This window comes from Pseudomonas sp. S32, from assembly GCF_016648095.1.
GTDB classification, from domain to species: Bacteria; Pseudomonadota; Gammaproteobacteria; order Pseudomonadales; family Pseudomonadaceae; genus Aquipseudomonas; species Aquipseudomonas parafulva.
This window is the reverse complement of sequence record NZ_JACVVF010000041.1, coordinates 26750-43802: the sequence shown is the minus strand read 5'-3', so window position 1 is coordinate 43802 and position 17053 is coordinate 26750. Positions and strand designations below refer to the sequence as shown.

The 17053-nt window shown below is 63.0% G+C and carries 17 protein-coding genes and 1 pseudogene; 6 read left to right on the top strand and 12 right to left on the bottom strand.

What is annotated here, in order from left to right:
- Positions 1–81: 81 nt before the first annotated feature.
- The 3 genes and pseudogenes from IAE38_RS18925 to IAE38_RS23950 all read left to right on the top strand — a co-directional run.
- Positions 82–864: pseudogene (locus tag IAE38_RS18925) on the top strand (LysR substrate-binding domain-containing protein); the annotation flags it as partial.
- 81 nt (positions 865–945) lie between these two features.
- A complete protein-coding gene (locus IAE38_RS18920; protein ID WP_201218672.1) occupies positions 946–1650 on the top strand; it encodes an SDR family oxidoreductase in 705 nt (234 codons plus the stop codon).
- Between the two features lie 141 nt (positions 1651–1791).
- Complete coding sequence (locus IAE38_RS23950; protein WP_060483132.1) at positions 1792–2013, top strand: hypothetical protein; 222 nt, start codon at positions 1792–1794, stop codon at positions 2011–2013.
- A gap of 20 nt (positions 2014–2033) precedes the next feature.
- Here the strand turns inward: IAE38_RS23950 and uvsE are convergent, their stop codons facing one another.
- The 6 genes from uvsE to IAE38_RS18890 form a co-directional block, all read right to left on the bottom strand.
- Positions 2034–3047: a UV DNA damage repair endonuclease UvsE gene (gene uvsE, locus IAE38_RS18915; RefSeq protein WP_201218670.1), complete on the bottom strand. Its 1014-nt coding sequence runs from the start codon at positions 3045–3047 to the stop codon at positions 2034–2036.
- 27 nt (positions 3048–3074) lie between these two features.
- Entirely contained in the window at positions 3075–5267 is a 2193-nt protein-coding gene (locus IAE38_RS18910) for a xanthine dehydrogenase family protein molybdopterin-binding subunit (RefSeq protein WP_201218668.1), read from the bottom strand.
- Entirely contained in the window at positions 5264–6265 is a 1002-nt protein-coding gene (locus tag IAE38_RS18905; protein ID WP_201162851.1) for an FAD binding domain-containing protein, read from the bottom strand. The genes IAE38_RS18910 and IAE38_RS18905 overlap by 4 nt, the downstream gene beginning before the upstream one ends.
- Positions 6262–6768: a (2Fe-2S)-binding protein gene (locus tag IAE38_RS18900; RefSeq protein WP_201218666.1), complete on the bottom strand. Its 507-nt coding sequence runs from the start codon at positions 6766–6768 to the stop codon at positions 6262–6264. The genes IAE38_RS18905 and IAE38_RS18900 overlap by 4 nt, the downstream gene beginning before the upstream one ends.
- 155 nt (positions 6769–6923) lie before the next feature.
- The gene (gene ppnN, locus IAE38_RS18895; protein ID WP_028633765.1) at positions 6924–8297 is read right to left on the bottom strand and encodes a nucleotide 5'-monophosphate nucleosidase PpnN; all 1374 of its coding nucleotides are present in this window, start codon (positions 8295–8297) and stop codon (positions 6924–6926) included.
- A 103-nt stretch (positions 8298–8400) separates the two neighbouring features.
- Complete coding sequence (locus IAE38_RS18890; RefSeq protein WP_201162853.1) at positions 8401–9462, bottom strand: YeiH family protein; 1062 nt, start codon at positions 9460–9462, stop codon at positions 8401–8403.
- A 109-nt stretch (positions 9463–9571) separates the two neighbouring features.
- On the opposite strand from IAE38_RS18890, the gene IAE38_RS18885 reads away from it, so the two are divergent.
- On the top strand, positions 9572–10447 hold the full coding sequence (locus IAE38_RS18885) for a LysR family transcriptional regulator (protein ID WP_201218664.1): 876 nt from the start codon (positions 9572–9574) through the stop codon (positions 10445–10447).
- Positions 10448–10470: 23 nt separating this feature from the next.
- Here the strand turns inward: IAE38_RS18885 and yidD are convergent, their stop codons facing one another.
- A complete protein-coding gene (gene yidD, locus IAE38_RS18880) occupies positions 10471–10719 on the bottom strand; it encodes a membrane protein insertion efficiency factor YidD (RefSeq protein WP_201218663.1) in 249 nt (82 codons plus the stop codon).
- Positions 10720–10918: 199 nt separating this feature from the next.
- Between yidD and IAE38_RS18875 the strand changes: the two genes are divergently transcribed.
- Positions 10919–12100 (top strand): N-acetylmuramoyl-L-alanine amidase, encoded by a 1182-nt coding sequence (locus IAE38_RS18875; protein ID WP_201218662.1) that lies wholly within the window; start codon positions 10919–10921, stop codon positions 12098–12100.
- Between the two features lie 47 nt (positions 12101–12147).
- Here the strand turns inward: IAE38_RS18875 and IAE38_RS18870 are convergent, their stop codons facing one another.
- From IAE38_RS18870 to IAE38_RS18850, 5 genes are all read right to left on the bottom strand, one after another.
- The gene (locus IAE38_RS18870) at positions 12148–12546 is read right to left on the bottom strand and encodes a GFA family protein (protein WP_201162857.1); all 399 of its coding nucleotides are present in this window, start codon (positions 12544–12546) and stop codon (positions 12148–12150) included.
- A gap of 83 nt (positions 12547–12629) precedes the next feature.
- Positions 12630–13916: an NAD(P)/FAD-dependent oxidoreductase gene (locus IAE38_RS18865; RefSeq protein ID WP_201218661.1), complete on the bottom strand. Its 1287-nt coding sequence runs from the start codon at positions 13914–13916 to the stop codon at positions 12630–12632.
- Positions 13913–14656 carry an amino acid ABC transporter ATP-binding protein gene (locus IAE38_RS18860; RefSeq protein WP_201218660.1) on the bottom strand — a complete coding sequence of 248 codons (744 nt, stop codon included), beginning with the start codon at positions 14654–14656 and terminating at the stop codon, positions 13913–13915. The genes IAE38_RS18865 and IAE38_RS18860 overlap by 4 nt, the downstream gene beginning before the upstream one ends.
- Entirely contained in the window at positions 14653–15309 is a 657-nt protein-coding gene (gene ehuD, locus IAE38_RS18855; RefSeq protein ID WP_201162859.1) for an ectoine/hydroxyectoine ABC transporter permease subunit EhuD, read from the bottom strand. The genes IAE38_RS18860 and ehuD overlap by 4 nt, the downstream gene beginning before the upstream one ends.
- 45 nt (positions 15310–15354) lie before the next feature.
- Positions 15355–16113: an ABC transporter substrate-binding protein gene (locus tag IAE38_RS18850; protein ID WP_028633771.1), complete on the bottom strand. Its 759-nt coding sequence runs from the start codon at positions 16111–16113 to the stop codon at positions 15355–15357.
- A 151-nt stretch (positions 16114–16264) separates the two neighbouring features.
- Here IAE38_RS18850 and IAE38_RS18845 point away from each other — a divergent pair, with 151 nt between their 5' ends.
- The gene (locus IAE38_RS18845) at positions 16265–17047 is read left to right on the top strand and encodes an IclR family transcriptional regulator (RefSeq protein WP_201162861.1); all 783 of its coding nucleotides are present in this window, start codon (positions 16265–16267) and stop codon (positions 17045–17047) included.
- Positions 17048–17053 lie beyond the last annotated feature (6 nt).

Here is a 17053-nt window from a genome sequence, read left to right as displayed (position 1 = left end):
CAACCAAGGGCATGACGTGATTGTTGTGGTGGCTCGCAGATCGAGCGCCGCGCGGGCGGCGCTCGGTCTCATAGGCGAAACCAGCAGGTGCGTGGGCTGGAGGCCACCCTGCAGGTACGCCTGTTCGAGCGGTTGCCACGCGGGCTCGGGCTGACCGATGCAGGGCGTGCCTATAGCCACAGCGTGCGCAGCGCCCTGGCCATGATCGACGATGCAACACGGTCGCTGCGGCCGGCGGCCTTGCACCTTACGGTCAGCGTGACCCCTACGTTCGCCTCCAAATGGCTGATCCCACGGTTGGGCCAGCTTGCAGAGCTACACCCCGGGATTGACCTGCGGGTACTGGCCACTGACCGGCTTTCACATTTTCATACCGATGGCGTGGACCTGGCGGTGCGCTACGGTCGCCCGCCATTTGGCCCTGGGCTGGAAACCCTGCTGCTGATGGAGCAGCCCATTGTTGCCGTGGTGAGCCCGGGGTTGCTGAGCGAAAACGGGCCGCCAGAGACGTTTGCCGCGTTGCAACGCTACGTGGCATTGCACGATGCGCATGACTTCTGGCCTTCGTTTTGCGCCACGGCATTCCCCGGCCACCCGCCGGCCGCTGCCCGATCAGTGCGTTTCAACCAGACCTCGCTGGCTATCGAGGCGGCGGTGGGCGGGCAGGGCATCGCGTTGGCAAGTTACGCGTTTGTCTGCGACGACATTGCCGCCGGCAGGCTGGCGTTGGCGCTGCCCCAGCAACTGCAGCTGGACAAGGCGTTCTATCTGGTCTGGCCGCGCAAGGGCCAGCCTCACCCTACGTTGCAGGCGGTGATCGACTGGTTGCAAACCGAAGCAGGCGATAGAAAATCTACTGCCTAGCCCAGTGCCGGCTGCCTACCTGCACCTTGGTATCGCTGCTACCGTGAGTTCACGCATTTCCCGCGAACCACTGGAGGCAATATGGCAACTGAAAAGGTAGCGATCATCACGGCAGGCGGTAGCGGCATGGGCGCAGCGGCAGCCCGCCGGCTTGCCGCCGACGGTTTCAAGGTCGGCATCCTGTCGTCATCTGGCAAAGGCGAGGTATTGGCTGAGGAGCTGAATGGCTTCGGCATCACTGGCAGCAACCAGTCGGTCGATGACCTCCAGCGCCTTGTCGAGGGAGTGGTGCGCAAGTGGGGCCGCATCGATGTACTGGTCAACAGTGCCGGCCATGGCCCCCGGGGGCCGATACTGGACATCAGTGATAACGACTGGCACCTCGGCATGGATACCTACCTGCTCAATGTGATCCGCCCCACGCGGCTGGTGACACCGGTGATGCAGCGTCAGCAAAGCGGGGTCATCATCAATATCTCCAGCGCCTGGGCCTTCGAACCCAGTGACCTGTTCCCCACCTCGGCGGTGATGCGCGCGGGCCTGGCTGCCTTCAGCAAGATCTACGCCGACACCTACGCCGCCGACAACATTCGCATCAACAATGTGTTGCCAGGCTGGATCGACAGCTTGCCCGCCACCGATCAGCGCCGCGACAGCGTGCCACTCAAGCGTTACGGCAGCAGCGATGAGATCGCCGCCACGGTCGGGTTCCTGGCCAGCGACGGCGCCGCCTATATAACAGGCCAGAACATCAAGGTGGATGGCGGGCTTACCCGCAGCGTCTGAAACTGCAGTTGAACGATGCGTCAGGCCCAGCCACTAACCGTAGGTCAGGGCAACCGGCAATCGGGCGCCTAATTGCATGAGTATGCTTGATGCTTTCTCATAGCAGGACTAATACTAAGGTACTGCCGGAGAGGGACGATCATGCAGACGCGCTTCGTTGTGGTTCCCGCTGTACCGTTGATACGAGAAATACACCCACGACGCATCGGCTTTCCATCCGCACTGGGGGAAGGGTATGACCTCTACGATACCCAGGACAAAATACGGCTGAGCCTGAACCTGCCCACCCGCGCGCAGGCGGAGTACGAGTGCACGTGCCGCAATGGCTGTGTGGAAACTGAGGGCCGAACCGGCAGCGACTAAAGGCTGCCGGGGGCCGTAGGTCAGGCCAGGTAACGGTGGTAGTAGTCCAGGGTTGCGAGGTTCTTGTCCTTGGCTTCGAACATGATGTCGAACCACTGGGTGAACTGCAGCGCGTAGCGGTTGGTCCAGTCGTTCCACATCATTGCGCTGTGGGCATACAGGTCGCGCTTGTTCACCTGCGCCAGCAACTCGTCCATCACCAGTTTGCGCTCGGCGGTGAAGCCCAATGCCTGCAGGTGCTCAGGGGGTTGCGAGTAGTGCATCGTGGGGCGCACACCGCGCCAGCTGTCGATCACCCGCGCCACCCGTGGGTCGGCGGGGTCGATGTAATCGCCCTCGTGGATCCAGCAGTGGTGGATATCCAGCACCACCGGTGCCAGGTCGGCCAGTGCCAGGCAAGCGTCCAGGCCATAGGTTTTTTCGTCGTTCTCGAACGTGATCACGTTGCGCGCCACCTGGGACAGCCGCGGCCATGCATGCCGGATGCCTTCACCCCCCAGGCGGCCTGCAATGTGGATATTGCATTTGAAGTCCTGGAATACCTTGCCGTAGCCCATCATGCGGATCATGTCTGCATGGTATTCGAACTCGGCCAGGCTGTTCTCCACCACCTCCGGGCGATCCGAGCCTAGCACGCAGTACTGGCCAGGATGGAACGACAGCCGAATATCCTGCTGACGCGCCAGGGCGCCGATCGCCGCAAACCGCTCAGCCATCAGCCCCTGAAAATCGGCTTCCTGGTACACATGCGCCACGCTGGGGTGGCTGTACAACGGCAACAGGTCACTGCTCAGCCGCAACATGCGCAGGGCAGGGGGCAGCTCGCTGACATAGGCCAGCAGCCGAAGCTGGGCGTCGAGGTTGTGCTGCACCAGTTCGAGCAGTTTGGCGCGGGCCGCCTCCTGGCTGGCCCCGCTGACCCAACGCAAGGTGGTGGTACGCGGGTTGAACGTGCGTTCGATGGTTTCCAGCGCCTTCACCGCCAGGCTGCGGTGAGGGTGCCGGTACATGCAGGCAAAGCCCAGGCGTGACATGGGGATGCTCCAGAGGGCCCAGCCCGTTCAGATCAGTTTGTCCAGCGTGATGGGGAACTCACGCACACGTTTGCCGGTGGCATGGTAGATGGCATTGGCCACCGCTGCCGCCACCCCCACCACGCCGATTTCACCCACACCCTTGGAGCCCAGCGCGTTGACCACGCGGTCGTCTTCCTCGACGAAGATGACGTCGATGTCGCCGATGTCGGCGTTCACCGGCACATGGTACTCCGCCAGGTTGTGGTTGAGGATGCGCCCCAGGGCATGGTCGGTCTGGCTTTCTTCATGCAGCGCCATGCCTATGCCCCAGACAACGCCACCGAGTATCTGGCTGCGTGCGGTTTTGGGGTTGACCACGCGCCCGGCCGCCACCGCGCTGACCACTCGGGTAACGCGGACCGTGCCCAGGTCGTCGTCCACCTGCACCTCCACGAACACGGCCGAGTGGGTAGCGGTGGAGTAGGGCTTGCGCTTGTCGTCCGGGTTGGCTTCGACCTGCACCTCCAGGCATTGCTGCGGGTCCACGGCCAGCAGCTCAGCCAACGGGACCGAGTGCTTGCCGGCCTTCAGCTGGCCGTTTTCAAGGGTGAAAGCGGTATCCGCTTCGCTTGCCAACTCAGGCCGCTGCTGGCGGACACGCTCGATCAGCCGCTCGCGTAACGTCAGGCACGCCTGGCGTACCGCAGAGCCAACCGAAGACACGGTGAACGAGCCCCCTTGCAACGGCGCGGCAGGCAACGAGGAATCGCCCAGTTTGAAGGTCACGTTCCCTACCTCGATACCCGCGGCATCGGCCGCAATCTGGGTCATCACCGTGTACGTACCCGTGCCGATGTCAGTGGTCGCACTGCTGACAGTCAGGTGCCCGGTGCTGTCCAGGCTGGCCTTGGCACTGGCCTTCATCTGCATGGCCTCCCACACACCACCCGCCATGCCCCAACCGATGCGCTGGTTACCGTCGCGCATGGACCCGGGCGTGGCCTGCCGCCGGGCCCAGCCAAAGCGTTCGGCACCCTGCTCGTAGCAGGCAAGCAACTCCTTGCTCGAGTAGGGCTTGCCCTCGTTGCCATTGTGGCTGGCGAAGTTGCGCTTGCGCAGTTCCACCGGGTCTAGCCCGGCGGCACTGGCCAGTTCGTCCATCGCGCACTCCAACGCCAGTACTCCGGAGCCTGCGCCTGGGGCGCGCATGTCCAGGGGTGTGTAGACATCCAGCGGCGCCAGGCGGTAGCTCAACGCCACGTTGTCACACTGGTACAACATGCCGCTCCATTCCACCAGGTGTTCGGTGAAGTCTTCGAAGCGCGATGTCTGGCCGATGGCATCGTGCCCGATGGCGACCAGGGCTCCGTGTTTATCCACGCCCAGGCGCAGGCGTTGCTGGGTGCGTGGGCGATAGCCGAAAGTGAACATTTGCTGGCGCGTGAGGGTGAGACGCACCGAGCGCTTGAGGTGCAGCGCAGCCATCACCGCCAGGGGCAGCTGGTACTGCGGGCGCAGGCCGGAGCCGAACGCGCCACCGACGAAAGCCGCTTTGACCCGCAGCTTGTCTTTGGGCAGCCCGAAGACATTGTGCAGGTATTCCTGGCAATTCTGCGTGCCCTGGGTTTTGTCGTGGATGACCAGGCTGCCGTCGGCCTGATAGCACACCGTCGAGGCGTGGGGCTCCATGGGGTTGTGATGCTCGTTGGCGGTCAGGTAGGTCACGTCCACCTTGGCATCGGCCCCCGCGAAATGCCCTGCAAAATCACCGCGAGGTTCTGGTGTTTCGGCGGGGGCTTCGTGGGTTTGCTGTAGCGCAGCGAGCAAGTCGGATTGATGCGCTTGCTGGCTGTACTCAATGGTGACGAGTGAGCCGGCGTAGCGGGCCAGCTCCAGGGTGTCTGCAATCACCAGCACCAGCGGCTGGCCGCTGTACAGTACGCGCTCATTGAACAATGGGCGGAAGGGCGAGCCTTCGGCGGCGTCGTCGTCGCTGTAGTCGTCATCGTAGCTGGACACGTGCGGGCGGTTGGTATGGTCCAGCACGGCGATCACGCCGGGCACTTGCAGGGCCTTTTCGCTGTTCACCTTCACCACCCGTCCACGGGCGATGGTGCTGGACACCACGCTGGCATGCAGCAGGCCTTCTTGCGGGTGATCGGCGGCATAACGGGCCTGGCCGGTGACTTTGGCCGCGCCGTCCACGCGGTCCATGGGTGTTCCCACGACACTGTTCATTGCATACCCCCCTGGCTGTTGTCGGCTGCGCAGGCCTCGCTCAGTGCGCGGATAATGGCGTTGCGCGCAAGCGGCACTTTGAAGCCGTTCTGGGCAAGCGGTTTTGCCGCCTGCAGCAGGGCATCGGCAGCGTGAGTGAACAGCTCGGTACTGGCGGGTTTACCCTGCAACAGGGCTTCCACTGCCGGGTCTCGCCATGGCTTGTGTGCGACACCACCCAACGCCAGGCGCGCCTCGCGAATAACCCCGTTCTCGATCTGCAACGCAGCCGCCACCGACACCAGGGCGAAGGCATAGGAAGCCCGGTCACGCACCTTGATATAGCGGCAATGCGCTGCAAACGGTTCAGCGGGCAGCTCGATGCCGGTGATCAACTCATCCTGGGCAAGCTGGTTGTCACGCTGCGGCGTGTTCCCAGGCAGGCGATGGAAATCGGCAAACGGTATTTGCCGCGCCCCTGCGGGCCCGTGAACGTGCACCACTGCCGCGAGTGCGGCCAGTGCCACGCACATGTCCGAAGGGTGTGTGGCTACGCAGTCGTCACTGGCGCCAAGGATGGCGTGCATACGATTGAGGCCTTGGCGCGCGGGGCATCCGCTGCCTGGCTCGCGCTTGTTGCAAGGGGTCCCGGTGTCGTAGAAGTAATAGCAACGGGTACGTTGCAGCAGGTTGCCGCCGGTGCTGGCCATATTGCGCAGCTGCGGGGACGCGCCGGCCAGAATGGCCTGGGCCAGCAAGGGGTAGCGCGCTTCGACAAGCGGGTGCCAGGCCAGGTCGGCGTTGCTGACCAGCGCGCCGACCATTACGCCACCTTCGGGGGTTTCCTCGATCGCCTTCAGGGCCAGGCCCGTGATGTCGATCAGGTGTTCCGGGCGCTCGACGTTTTCCTTCATCAGGTCGACCAGGTTGGTGCCCCCGGCAATGAAGCGTGATGACGGGCCTGCAAGGCTCACGGCCTCATCGAGTGACGCCGGCTTGTGATAGCTGAAAGGGGTCATGGGCGTGCCCCTTTGATCAAGGGCAAGGCCTCTTCCACCGCAGCAACGATGTTGCTGTAGGCGCCGCAGCGGCACAGGTTGCCGCTCATCAGTTCACGGATGTCATCGCGGTTGTGGGCTCGCCCTTCATTGGCAAGGCCCACCGCCGAGCAGATCTGCCCTGGTGTGCAATACCCGCACTGGAACGCATCCTGAGTGATGAAGGCTTGCTGCATGGGGTGCAAGCGGTCGCCGTCGGCCAGGCCTTCGATGGTGACCAGCTCGGCACCTTCACACATCACTGCCAAGGTCAGGCAGGCGTTGATGCGCTTGCCATCGCGCAGCACCGTGCAGGCGCCGCATTGGCCGTGGTCGCAGCCTTTCTTGGTGCCGGCCAGGTCCAGCTGTTCGCGCAGCAGGTCGAGCAGGGTGGTCCAGGGGTATACGGTCAGCGCCTTGTGCTCACCGTTGATGGTCATCTGCAAAGGGCGCTGTAGGGCGCCCTGGTCAGGGGTTGCGGTCATGGTGCAGGTCCTCACGGGTCGGGTGCGCACAGTGGTCTGTGTCTTAGTGCTGCGACTTGCGTGGGGCCAGGAACGTTCAGCCTGTGTGCCCAGGCGCAGTTATTTTTGCCCGTGAGTACTGTGGTTTGCCTTTTATGCAGCGGCAGTTGGGTGGGTCAGGTCACCACTTGGTAGCAAGGCACGTACGCCGCCCCACCGGGTAACTTCATCCGGTGCTGGTCGACAAACGCCTGCAGCAAACGCCCCAGCGGGTCCAGCACGGCGCTGTCGCCGCGGATCTGGTAGGGCCCGTGCTCCTCGATCAGGCGGATCCCTTTGTCCTTCACGTTACCCGCCACAATGCCGGAAAACGCCCGGCGCAGGTTCGCCGCCAGTTCGTGCGGCGGCAGGTCGCGGCGCAGCGCAAGGTCGGCCATTGCCTGGTGCGTGGGGTCGAACGGCCGCTGGAAGCTTTCTTCGATCTTGAGCAGCCAGTTGAAGTGGAACGCATCGTTACGTTCACGGCGGAACTGCTTCACCTGCTTGAGCCCCTCCACCATGTGCCGGGCAACCTCTGCCGGGTCGTCGATGATGATCTGGTAGAACCGGTGCGCTGCCTCGCCCAGGGTCGCGCCGACAAACGCATGCAATTGCTGCAGGTAGGGCTCGGCGCTACGGGGGCCGGTCAGTACCACAGGGAACGGTACATCCTGGTTGTCCGGGTGCATGAGGATGCCCAGCAGGTAGAGGAATTCTTCCGCCGTGCCCGCACCGCCCGGGAAAATGATGATGCCGTGGCCGACACGCACGAACGCTTCAAGGCGTTTTTCGATATCCGGCAGGATGACCAGCTCGTTGACGATCGGGTTAGGCGCCTCGGCGGCGATGATGCCCGGCTCGGTCAGGCCCAGGTAACGGCTGCCCGGCATGCGCTGCTTGGCATGTGCGATGGTGGCGCCCTTCATGGGGCCCTTCATCACACCCGGGCCGCAGCCGGTGCAGATATCCAGCTTGCGCAGGCCCAGCTCGTGGCCGACTTTTTTGGTGTATTGGTATTCCTCGGTGCTGATCGAGTGGCCACCCCAGCACACCACCATCTTCGGTTCCACGCCCGGGCGCAGGGTACGGGCGTTGCGCAGCAGGTGGAAGACGTAATCGGTAATGCCCTGGGAGCTTTCCAGGTCGATGCGCTGGCTGGCCAGCTCGCTCTCGGTATAGACGATGTCGCGCAGGGCGCTGAACAGCATTTCACGGGTGCTGGCGATCATCTCGCCATCGACGAACGCGTCGGCGGGCGCGTTCAGCAGCTCCAGGCGCACGCCACGGTCCTGCTGGTGGATACGCACTTCGAAGTCCTGGTAGGCCTCGAGGATGGTCTTGGCATTGTCGACATGGGCGCCGGTGTTGAGGATGGCCAGGGCGCACTGGCGGAACAAGGTGTAGAGGCTGCCGGAGCCGGCTTCGCTCAGTTGCTGCACTTCACGTTGTGACAGCGTCTCCAGGCTGCCTTTGGGGCTGACGGATGCATTGATGACATGGCGTTGAGGCATCTAAGTCTTTCCTGTGCGGGTAAAACATCCTTCTTTGACAACACCATACCGAGAAATGTGGGCGGCAACGAGGGGGGTAGAAAAAAAGCCTCCAAATGGCCCATTACCCCAGCAGCTTCAGCACGCCGAGTGTGATGCCCAGGCCGCCGACCAGCAGCCACAGGTTCAGGATCGCCCCGGTAATCAGTGCCCGAGGCCCTGCCTGGCGAATCTGATCGATACGCGTCTCCATGCCCAGGGCAGTCATGGCCATGGTCAACGCGAAGGTGTCCAACCCATTTACAGCCTGGGTGAAGCTTGCCGGCAGTACCTGCAGTGAGTTCACCACCACCAGTGCGAGGAAACCAAAGGCGAACCACGGCACGTTGGTGCGGCCTTTGCCTTGGGCCAGCCCGGCCTGGCGTGTGCGGTTGACCCACACACCAACCAGCAGCAGCACCGGCACCAGCATCATGACCCGGGTCATCTTCACGATCGTGGCAATGTGGGTAGCCTGCGGGCTGATGTTGCTGGCTGCCCCCACGACTTGCGCTACTTCGTGGAGTGTGCCGCCCACCCACAGCCCAGCCGCCAGGGTATCAAGGTGCAGCCAGCCGCTTTTGACCAGCAAGGGGTATAGCAGCATCGACACGGTACCGAACAGCACCACGCTGCCCACCGCCATCGCACTTTTGTGTGGCGCGCTGCGCAGCGCCGACTCGAATGCCAGCACTGCCGCAGCGCCGCAGATCGCGCTGCCTGCGGCCGTGAGCAGGGCTGTGTCGCGGTCCAGCCCCAGCAGCCGGGTGCCGCACCACAGGCCGATCAGCAGTGTGCTACCCACCACCAGTACAGATACCAGTAGCCCTGGCCAACCCACCTGGGCGATCTCCTGCAGGCTTACCCGCAGCCCGAACAGGGCAACGGCGATACGCAGCAGGCCGCGCGCAGAAAAGTTCACACCAGCAGCCCAGCTGGCAGGCAGCCCCTCGCGCAACGCATTGCCATAAAGCGCACCCGCAACAATGCCGACGATCAACGGGCTGATGCCAAGGCCGGCGATGAAGGGCATGGCGGCCAGTTGGGTGACGGCGAGGGCGAAGAGTGCCACGAACAGCACACCGTTGAGCCGACCGCGGGTGGTCAGTACCGGGGTTGCCGCCGAGGGGGTGGAAGACGTGATCATGGCATTCACCTGGCAGGGGACAAGACAGGGCCACGATAATCTGGTTATAAGCTTATAAAAAATCGTAATTTGAAATGGCAAATATCCGCACAGCTGATACTTTACATTCATGACACCAGAACAGCTTATAACCTTCGCTACCGTCGCCCAGTTCGGCAACATCAGCCACGCGGCGCAGGCACTGCATCTGTCCCAGCCCGCCGTGTCGGGGCAGTTGAAGGTGCTGCAGGAGACCTTTGGCGAGCCTCTGTATCAACGGGCGGGCCGCGGGGTAAAGCTCACCGACGCCGGCCTGCAGTTGCTGGCACACGCCACACGCCTGCGCGACACCTACCGCCAGGCCCAGGCGCTGCGGGAAGCCATGCGCGGGCTGGAGCGGGGCACCTTGCGCATCGGTGCCAGTACCACGCCAGCCAGCTACCTGCTGCCCTATCTGATTGCCGACTTCCAGGCGCGCTACCCTGACGTGCTCATCACCACCACCCAGGGCAACACTGCCGAGATTCTGGCAGCGCTGGACAGCGTAGACATCGCCATGATCGAGGGCCCTGCTGGCCAGGCATTGCCGGTGGGCACCGAGGTCACAGCCTGGCGAGAAGACGAGATTGTCGCCATCGTGCCCGGCGGCCACCCGCTGGCCGGCACCGCTTCGCAAACCATGGCAGCACTGGGGGCTTACCCGTTGGTGCTGCGCGAGGGTGGCTCCGGGGTACGGCAGATCGTAGAGCGGGCTTTTGCCCGCAGCGGCGTGGCGATGCGAGTGGCTCTGGAGATTGCCGGGGTAGAAGGGGTAAAGGAGGCGGTGCGTGCGGGCATGGGCATTGGCTTTGTATCAGCCATGTCGATCCGGCACGAGGATGGCGCCTTGTGCAGAATACCCATCGCGCCGCAGGCGCTGGTCAGGCGGTTTTCAATCCTGATGCCCCATGCGGCCAGCCCATCGCGGGTGGCGGCGCGGTTTTACGAGCTTTGTGTCGGGCAGTAGGGGCCTGAAGCGCGTTGAGGGGCTTACGGCGCATCAGTGCTGTTGTTCCCAGGCGGCACCGGGTCGACCCCGCCTGGGTGTAGCGGATGGCACCGCAGCAGCCTGCGCAGCGTCAACCAGCTGCTCCGCCCAGCGCCGTGCACCCGCAGGGCCTCGATGGCGTAGTGTGAACAGGAAGGGTAGAACCGGCAGCGCGGCCCAAGCAGAGGGCTGATGATCAGCTGGTAGCCGCGGATCAGAGCGACGAGTGCCAGACGTGGCCAGTGTTTCATATCACGCTCCTGGGGCAGGCGGGCGCCTTGCGCAGTATCTTCAATGCCAAAGCATGCCCAGCAATCGGGCCGATGCTAACAGTCTGGCAGCTAGCTATGACCGCGATTTTCCCCGCAATGGGCTAGGTACAGTAACAGACATAAGTGTTATAACGTAACACTTTCGTACGTACCAGAGAAACCATGGTGTGGAAGCAGTATGGACAGACGTAGCCTTTTGAAATTTTTACTGGCGGGACTGGCGCTTCCGGCTTCGCTGCAGGCCTATGCAGCACAGCGCCTGCGAAATGTTGAAATTATGCGTTCACCAGGTGTCACCAAGCTGGTACTGAGCCTTGATGGCCCGGCGGTCGCCAACAGTTTCAGCCTGCAATCGCCTCCTCGGGTGGTCATCGACCTGCACAATACACAGCTCGGGACGCCATTGGCCGCCTTGAACCTGCACGACACACCGGTGGTCGCGATTCGTAGCGGCACAACCTCGTCTGGCGACCTGCGGATCGTGCTGGACCTCGCAGGGCCAGGCATTCAGGGTGAGTTGCATCATCGCGGGGGCAGGCTGGAACTGTGGTTGCCAACGGGCACTGACAAGCGCCTTGCGCCCCTCGCAGCCCCGGCTACCGCGCTGGCCTCGCGCGGCCGTGACCGCGACCTTCTGGTGGTAATCGATGCCGGGCACGGCGGTAAAGACCCAGGCGCCGTGGGTGCCCGGGGTGAGCAGGAAAAGCGCGTGGCGTTGGACATCGCCAAGCGCTTGGCCAGGCGGGTGGATGCGCAGAAGGGCTACAAGGCCCGGCTGGTGCGCAGCGATGACGTGTTCATCCCACTGCGCAAACGCGCCGAGGTGGCGCAGCGGCTCAATGCAGACCTGTTCATTTCGATCCATGCCGACGCGGCGCCCAGGCTTACCGCCTCAGGGGCCTCGGTGTTCGCCCTTTCACAGGGCGGCGCCAGCTCCTCGATGGCCCGGTGGATGGCAGCACGTGAAAACGGTGCGGATGCGGTGGGAGGAGGGCTGGCGGTGAAGCTGCAACAGGATGACCCCATGGTCGCCGGGGTGCTGCTGGACATGGCGATGAATGCAACGATCTCCACCAGCCTGGACCTTGGCCATGCTGTGCTCGAACAACTGGGCGGTATCGCCCGCCTGCATCAGGCGCGGGTGGAGCAGGCAGGCTTTGCCGTGCTGAAGTCGGCTGCTGTGCCGTCGATACTGGTGGAAACCGGCTTCATCTCCAACCCAACCGACTGCCAGCGGCTGCATGACAGCCGGCATCAGGACAAGATCACCCAGGCGATCTTGGCGGGTATAGAAGGCTACTTCCGGACGCGGCCACCGGCAGGCAGCCTGATAGCGGCGATGTACAGTAACGTGGGTTAAAACGGCATGCGGTGCCCTTGGTCCAAACCGCGCTGCCCCAGGGCAGCCTAAAACTGCCCCGGTCTAGCGCCGGCGTCAAACCACCAGCGGGGCTGCTTGTCTTCGAACGCATGAAACCTCGGTTGCAGCTCTGCCAGGTCATTGTCGTCAAAACCACCGACCAGCAATGCGACCGTCGAATCATCGTCAATGGCACCGACAGAACTGCCACACCGGCTGCAGAACGCCCGGCTGGAGTAATCTGATGACCTGAACAAGGAAGGCACGCCACCACCACCCACCCAGGTGACGCTCTGCTGTGTGAACTCCACCCACACCGCCGTCACGGCACCGGTATGGCGTTGGCACGTTTTGCACGAACAGGTGTGTGGCTGTATCGCGGGGGCCAGGGCTTTGTACCTGATCCAGCCGCACAGGCAGCCACCTTCGTAGGCAGTGCTTTGCATACCCATTCCTCTTCAGCTTGTGCGAGAGATGCAAGCTTAGCCGCAGTGGTTCCACTGCGACGGCTATTTGTTCAGCTGACCGTTCAACCAAAGGTATCCAACAACCGATACCAGGCAATGCCCGCGCCAAGGTACAGACGCTGCAAACCATGAAACGGGATCGGGTTGACTGGCGTGACCGGAAACACCAGGTCATTCGAGGCGCCCAGCAGGTGACCCGACAAATGCCGGGCCAGCGTAGTCGACATGGCGATGCCCCGGCCGTTGTAGCCCAGCAGAATGCTGAGCCCTGGCGCCGGTTCGTGGACGTGTGGCAGGAAGTCCCGGGTCAGCGCCACCCTGCCGCTCCAGTGATGTTCGAAGCCGATCCCTTCCAGTTGCGGGAACAACGCCGTGACGGCGCGCTTGAGCTGGTTGAAGTCGTCTGGCGAGCGCGGCTCGGAGAACGGCCCGCGGCCGCCTAGCAGCAGCCGCCCTTGCGCGTCCTTTTTGTAGTACAGCAGCAAGCGGCGGGCATCCGAGCAGACTTCGCCCCGCGGCAGGATCTGCTGCGCCAGTGCTGGGGGTAACACCGGTGTGGACACGATGAAGCTGTTGGCCGCGATGAGGGTTTGCCTCAGGCCGGGCCACAGGTCATCCGAATAGCCATTGGTCGCCAGCACCACACGTTGCGCGGTGACCCGGGCGCCCTGTTCGGTGGTGAGCACCCATTGATTGCCCTCGCGTTTAAGGCCGGTGACGCGGGTATGGCCATGTATTGCAGCGCCGTGATGGAGTGAGGCACCGGCCAGCCCCCGTGCCAGCTTCAGCGGGTGCACGCTGCCGGCGCGGGGGTCGACCCAGGCGCCCAGGTAGCCCTGGCTGCCGATGCGGGCAGCAGCGCCGCGTGCATCGAGCAGCTCAGCCGCAACGCCCCTGCGCTGCCACTGCTGGGCCCGCTGTTCGATGGCGCGCATGGCCGCCGGGGTGCAGGCAGGCTGTATCCAGCCCTGGCGTACCGCATCGCAGTCGATGCCGTAGCGGTCGATCAGCTTGAACACTTCATCCGCAGCCCCCCCGGCAACGCGAATGATCGCCTCCGCTTTCTCATCACCGAACAGCTTCATCAGCTCGTCCGGGTCGTACTTCAGGCCCGGAATCACTTGCCCACCGTTACGCCCCGAGGCACCCCAGCCTGGCTCACCTGCATCCAGTACACAGGTGGCTGTGCCAGCGCTAGCCAGATGCAGCGCTGTGGTGAGGCCCGTATAGCCGGCCCCGACAATGGCCACATCGACCTGTTTGTCCTCTGTCAGCGGCGGTGTTTGCGGCCCTGGCTGCGCCGTGGCAGCCCACAGGGACGGGGGCATGGCAAATGAATGTACGCTCATGCCTGTGCCTCGCTGCTGTTGAGAAGACGGCGCAGGAAATCCTGGGTGCGCGGGTGAGCAGGGCGGCCGAACACATCCTGGGGCACACCCGCTTCCACGATCTTGCCGCCGTACAGGAAGCACACTTTGTCGGAAACCTCCCTGGCGAAGGCCATCTCGTGTGTGACCACCACCATGGTCATGCCCTCTTTGGCCAAGGTGCGCATAACGCCCAGCACCTCGCCCACCAGTTCGGGGTCGAGCGCGGAGGTGGGTTCGTCGAACAGAATCGCCTTGGGCCGCATGGCCAACGCCCGTGCAATCGCCACGCGTTGCTGCTGGCCACCCGACAGTTGATCCGGGTAGGCGTCCAGGCGATGGCCAAGGCCCACCTTTTCCATCAGTTCCACCGCGTGCGCGCGGGCGGCGGCCGGGCTCTCTTTCTTCACGTACACCGGGCCTTCCATCACGTTCTGCAGGGCAGTGCGGTGCGGGAACAAGTTGAAGCGCTGGAACACCATGCCCACTTCGGTACGGATGGTGTGGATCGACCTGGCGTGCCGGTCTACCCGCTCGGACGACACCAGAATGTCGCCACCCTCGTAGGTTTCCAGGCCGTTGATGCAGCGCAGCAGGGTGGACTTGCCCGAGCCGGAGGGCCCGATCAGGCACACCACTTCGCCGCTGTTCACTTCCAGGTCGATACCCTCGAGCACGCGGGTGGACCCATAGCTTTTGTGCAGCGCCTTGATACTGATCATGCGTTGTTCCTCGTCCCAAGGCGGGCTTCCAGCCGCCGCAACCCATACGACAGTGGCAGGCTCAGCGCCAGGTAGAGCAGGGCCACCAAGGTATAAACCGTCATGTTCTCGAAGGTGGACGATGCGATCAGCTGGCCGGCCCGAGTCATTTCCGCCACGGTGATGGTGGACACCAGCGAGGAATCCTTGAGCATCATCACCAAGGTATTGCCGTAGGGTGGCAGGGCGATCTTGAAGGCCTGTGGCAGCACCACCCGGCGCATGATCATCGCCCCGCGCATGCCGATCGATTCGGCGGCCTCGATCTGCCCTTGCTGCACTGCCTGGATACCGGCGCGGAAGTTCTCGGCCTGGTAAGCCGAGTAGGCGATGCCCAGGCCGATCACACCCGCTTGAAACGCACTCAGCTGTATGCCGAAGTCGGGCAGCACGAAGTAGATGTAGAACAGCTGCACGATGATCGGCAGCCCGCGGATGATGTTGACGAGTGTGTAGCCGGTTCTGGCGATGAGCTTGCTGTTCGACACCATCATCAGGGCAAACACCAGCCCGATGACCGAGCTGAGAATGAACGACAGCGCGGTCACTTTAACCGTGACCACTGCCCCTTCCAGCAACACAGGAAGAAAGTCCAGAGCGTTCTGCAGAAACATAGAAGTACCCGCTTGTCCGGTAGGCGCCTGACGCGCGTAATGGCGTCAGTTGATGTGCCACTTGGCGATGATCGCATCCAGCGTGCCGTCCGCTTTTACCGCATCGATGCCGCGGTTGATCTGTTCCAGCAGCTGTTGGTCGCCTTTGCGCACGATCAGGCACACTTCGCCGTTGAGGCTGGGTTTGTAGCCGTCAACCAGGCGTACTTTTTTCAGCAGCCCTTGAGACGCCTGGTAAGTGAGGATCGGCTTGTCGGCAAAGCCCGCCTTGATTCGCCCCAGGGCCAGGTCGCGCAGCAGGTCGGAGATGGAGTCATACCCCCTGACTTCCTTGTAGATGCCACGGCGCTTGAGCTCGTCGATGAACACCGTGCCGACCTGCGCGCCTACCACTTCACCCTTGAAGTCGTCCATGCTGGTGTACGTGCCGTTGTCATCCTGGTTGACCACCAGCGCCTCGCCGTACTCATACACCGGCTTGGAGTACTGCACCACTTTCTCCCGCTCAGGGGTTTTAAGCATGGCTGCAGAAATGATGTCGATCTTGTTCGCCGTGAGTGAGGGGATCAGTGCCGAGAAGTTGTTCTGCAAGATGGTGACGTCAAACCCGCCCGCCTTGGCGATGGCCTGCGCCGAGTCGATCATCATCCCTTGTATCTGGTTGCTCTTCACATCCAGGAACGTGAAAGGCACGCCGGTGGCGGTGGCACCGACCCGGTAGGTGTCTGCGCTGAAGGCAGTACCGGTGATGAAGCTGGCTGCCAGGGCGGCTGCGCAAGTGAGTGCACGAAGTTGTGAACGCATGGGGTGGACTCCTGATTTCGTGGTTTTTATCGTTATCGAAAGAGTGAGGCCTTGGACCAGGGCAGGGGCCTTGAGTCGAATATAATTGATTTACAAAAATCGTAAAGAGATTTATAAATATCGCATATCGATATTTATAGGGTGAAAAACCGTGAGTGACATTGAAAATGCCCTGTTCAATCAATCCCTTGAGAAGGGGCTGGCGGTTTTGAAAGCGTTCAATGCGCGGCGCAGAACAATGAACCTGGCTGAAGTTGCCCAGGCAGCCGGCATCAATAAAAGCTCCGCCCAGCGCATGGTCCACACCCTCGAGGCCCTGGGCTACGTGCGCAAGAACGCAATCACCAAGCGTTTCCAGCTAACGCCCGAGGTGATGGAGATTGGTTACAACTACCTGGCGTCGAACACCCTGGTAGACGTGGCCAACCCGTTTTTGGCAGAGCTTGCCCAGGTGACCGGCGAAACCACCAACCTGACCGAGCCGGTGGCAGACGACATGATCTACGTGGCCCGGTTCGTGGGCCCCAAGTTCATCCCCATCCATATGCCCCTTGGGAGCCGTATTCCCATGTACTGCACAGCCTCCGGGCGTGCGTACCTGAGCGCACTGCCCCGCGAGCAGGCCCATGAACACCTGAGCGGCTGCACCTTCGTGCAGCACACGCGCCAGACACGGGTTGGCCTGGACGACATCCTCGAGCGGGTGGACCAGGCGCGCAGGGACGGGTTTTCGACCAACTGCGAGGAATTGTTCCTCGGGGACATGGCCCTGGCGGCGCCCGTGCGCAACAGCGAGGGTTTGCCCGTGGCGGCGGTGCACGTGGTGGCGCCCACCAGCCGGTGGACGGTGGAGGAAGCGGAGCGGCGGCTAGGGCCCGCAGTGCTGGAGTGCGCGCGGGCGATTACAACTTCGATACGGGCGTTGCAGTTGTAGGCTTAG

What these genes read in the sequence shown, in the direction of transcription:
- ppnN (WP_028633765.1), bottom strand. Translation starts at nt 8,297, where the DNA reads ATGCCTCAACGCCATGTCATCAATGCATCCGTCAGCCCCAAAGGCAGC.
- IAE38_RS18860 (WP_201218660.1), bottom strand. Translation starts at nt 14,656, where the DNA reads ATGATCAGTATCAAGGCGCTGCACAAAAGCTATGGGTCCACCCGCGTG.
- IAE38_RS18905 (WP_201162851.1), bottom strand. Translation starts at nt 6,265, where the DNA reads ATGACCCCTTTCAGCTATCACAAGCCGGCGTCACTCGATGAGGCCGTG.
- ehuD (WP_201162859.1), bottom strand. Translation starts at nt 15,309, where the DNA reads ATGTTTCTGCAGAACGCTCTGGACTTTCTTCCTGTGTTGCTGGAAGGG.
- IAE38_RS18865 (WP_201218661.1), bottom strand. Translation starts at nt 13,916, where the DNA reads ATGAGCGTACATTCATTTGCCATGCCCCCGTCCCTGTGGGCTGCCACG.
- IAE38_RS18910 (WP_201218668.1), bottom strand. Translation starts at nt 5,267, where the DNA reads ATGAACAGTGTCGTGGGAACACCCATGGACCGCGTGGACGGCGCGGCC.
- yidD (WP_201218663.1), bottom strand. Translation starts at nt 10,719, where the DNA reads ATGAAACACTGGCCACGTCTGGCACTCGTCGCTCTGATCCGCGGCTAC.
- IAE38_RS18870 (WP_201162857.1), bottom strand. Translation starts at nt 12,546, where the DNA reads ATGCAAAGCACTGCCTACGAAGGTGGCTGCCTGTGCGGCTGGATCAGG.
- IAE38_RS18900 (WP_201218666.1), bottom strand. Translation starts at nt 6,768, where the DNA reads ATGACCGCAACCCCTGACCAGGGCGCCCTACAGCGCCCTTTGCAGATG.
- IAE38_RS18850 (WP_028633771.1), bottom strand. Translation starts at nt 16,113, where the DNA reads ATGCGTTCACAACTTCGTGCACTCACTTGCGCAGCCGCCCTGGCAGCC.
- IAE38_RS18890 (WP_201162853.1), bottom strand. Translation starts at nt 9,462, where the DNA reads ATGATCACGTCTTCCACCCCCTCGGCGGCAACCCCGGTACTGACCACC.
- IAE38_RS18885 (WP_201218664.1), top strand. Translation starts at nt 9,572, where the DNA reads ATGACACCAGAACAGCTTATAACCTTCGCTACCGTCGCCCAGTTCGGC.
- IAE38_RS23950 (WP_060483132.1), top strand. Translation starts at nt 1,792, where the DNA reads ATGCAGACGCGCTTCGTTGTGGTTCCCGCTGTACCGTTGATACGAGAA.
- uvsE (WP_201218670.1), bottom strand. Translation starts at nt 3,047, where the DNA reads ATGTCACGCCTGGGCTTTGCCTGCATGTACCGGCACCCTCACCGCAGC.
- IAE38_RS18920 (WP_201218672.1), top strand. Translation starts at nt 946, where the DNA reads ATGGCAACTGAAAAGGTAGCGATCATCACGGCAGGCGGTAGCGGCATG.
- IAE38_RS18875 (WP_201218662.1), top strand. Translation starts at nt 10,919, where the DNA reads ATGGACAGACGTAGCCTTTTGAAATTTTTACTGGCGGGACTGGCGCTT.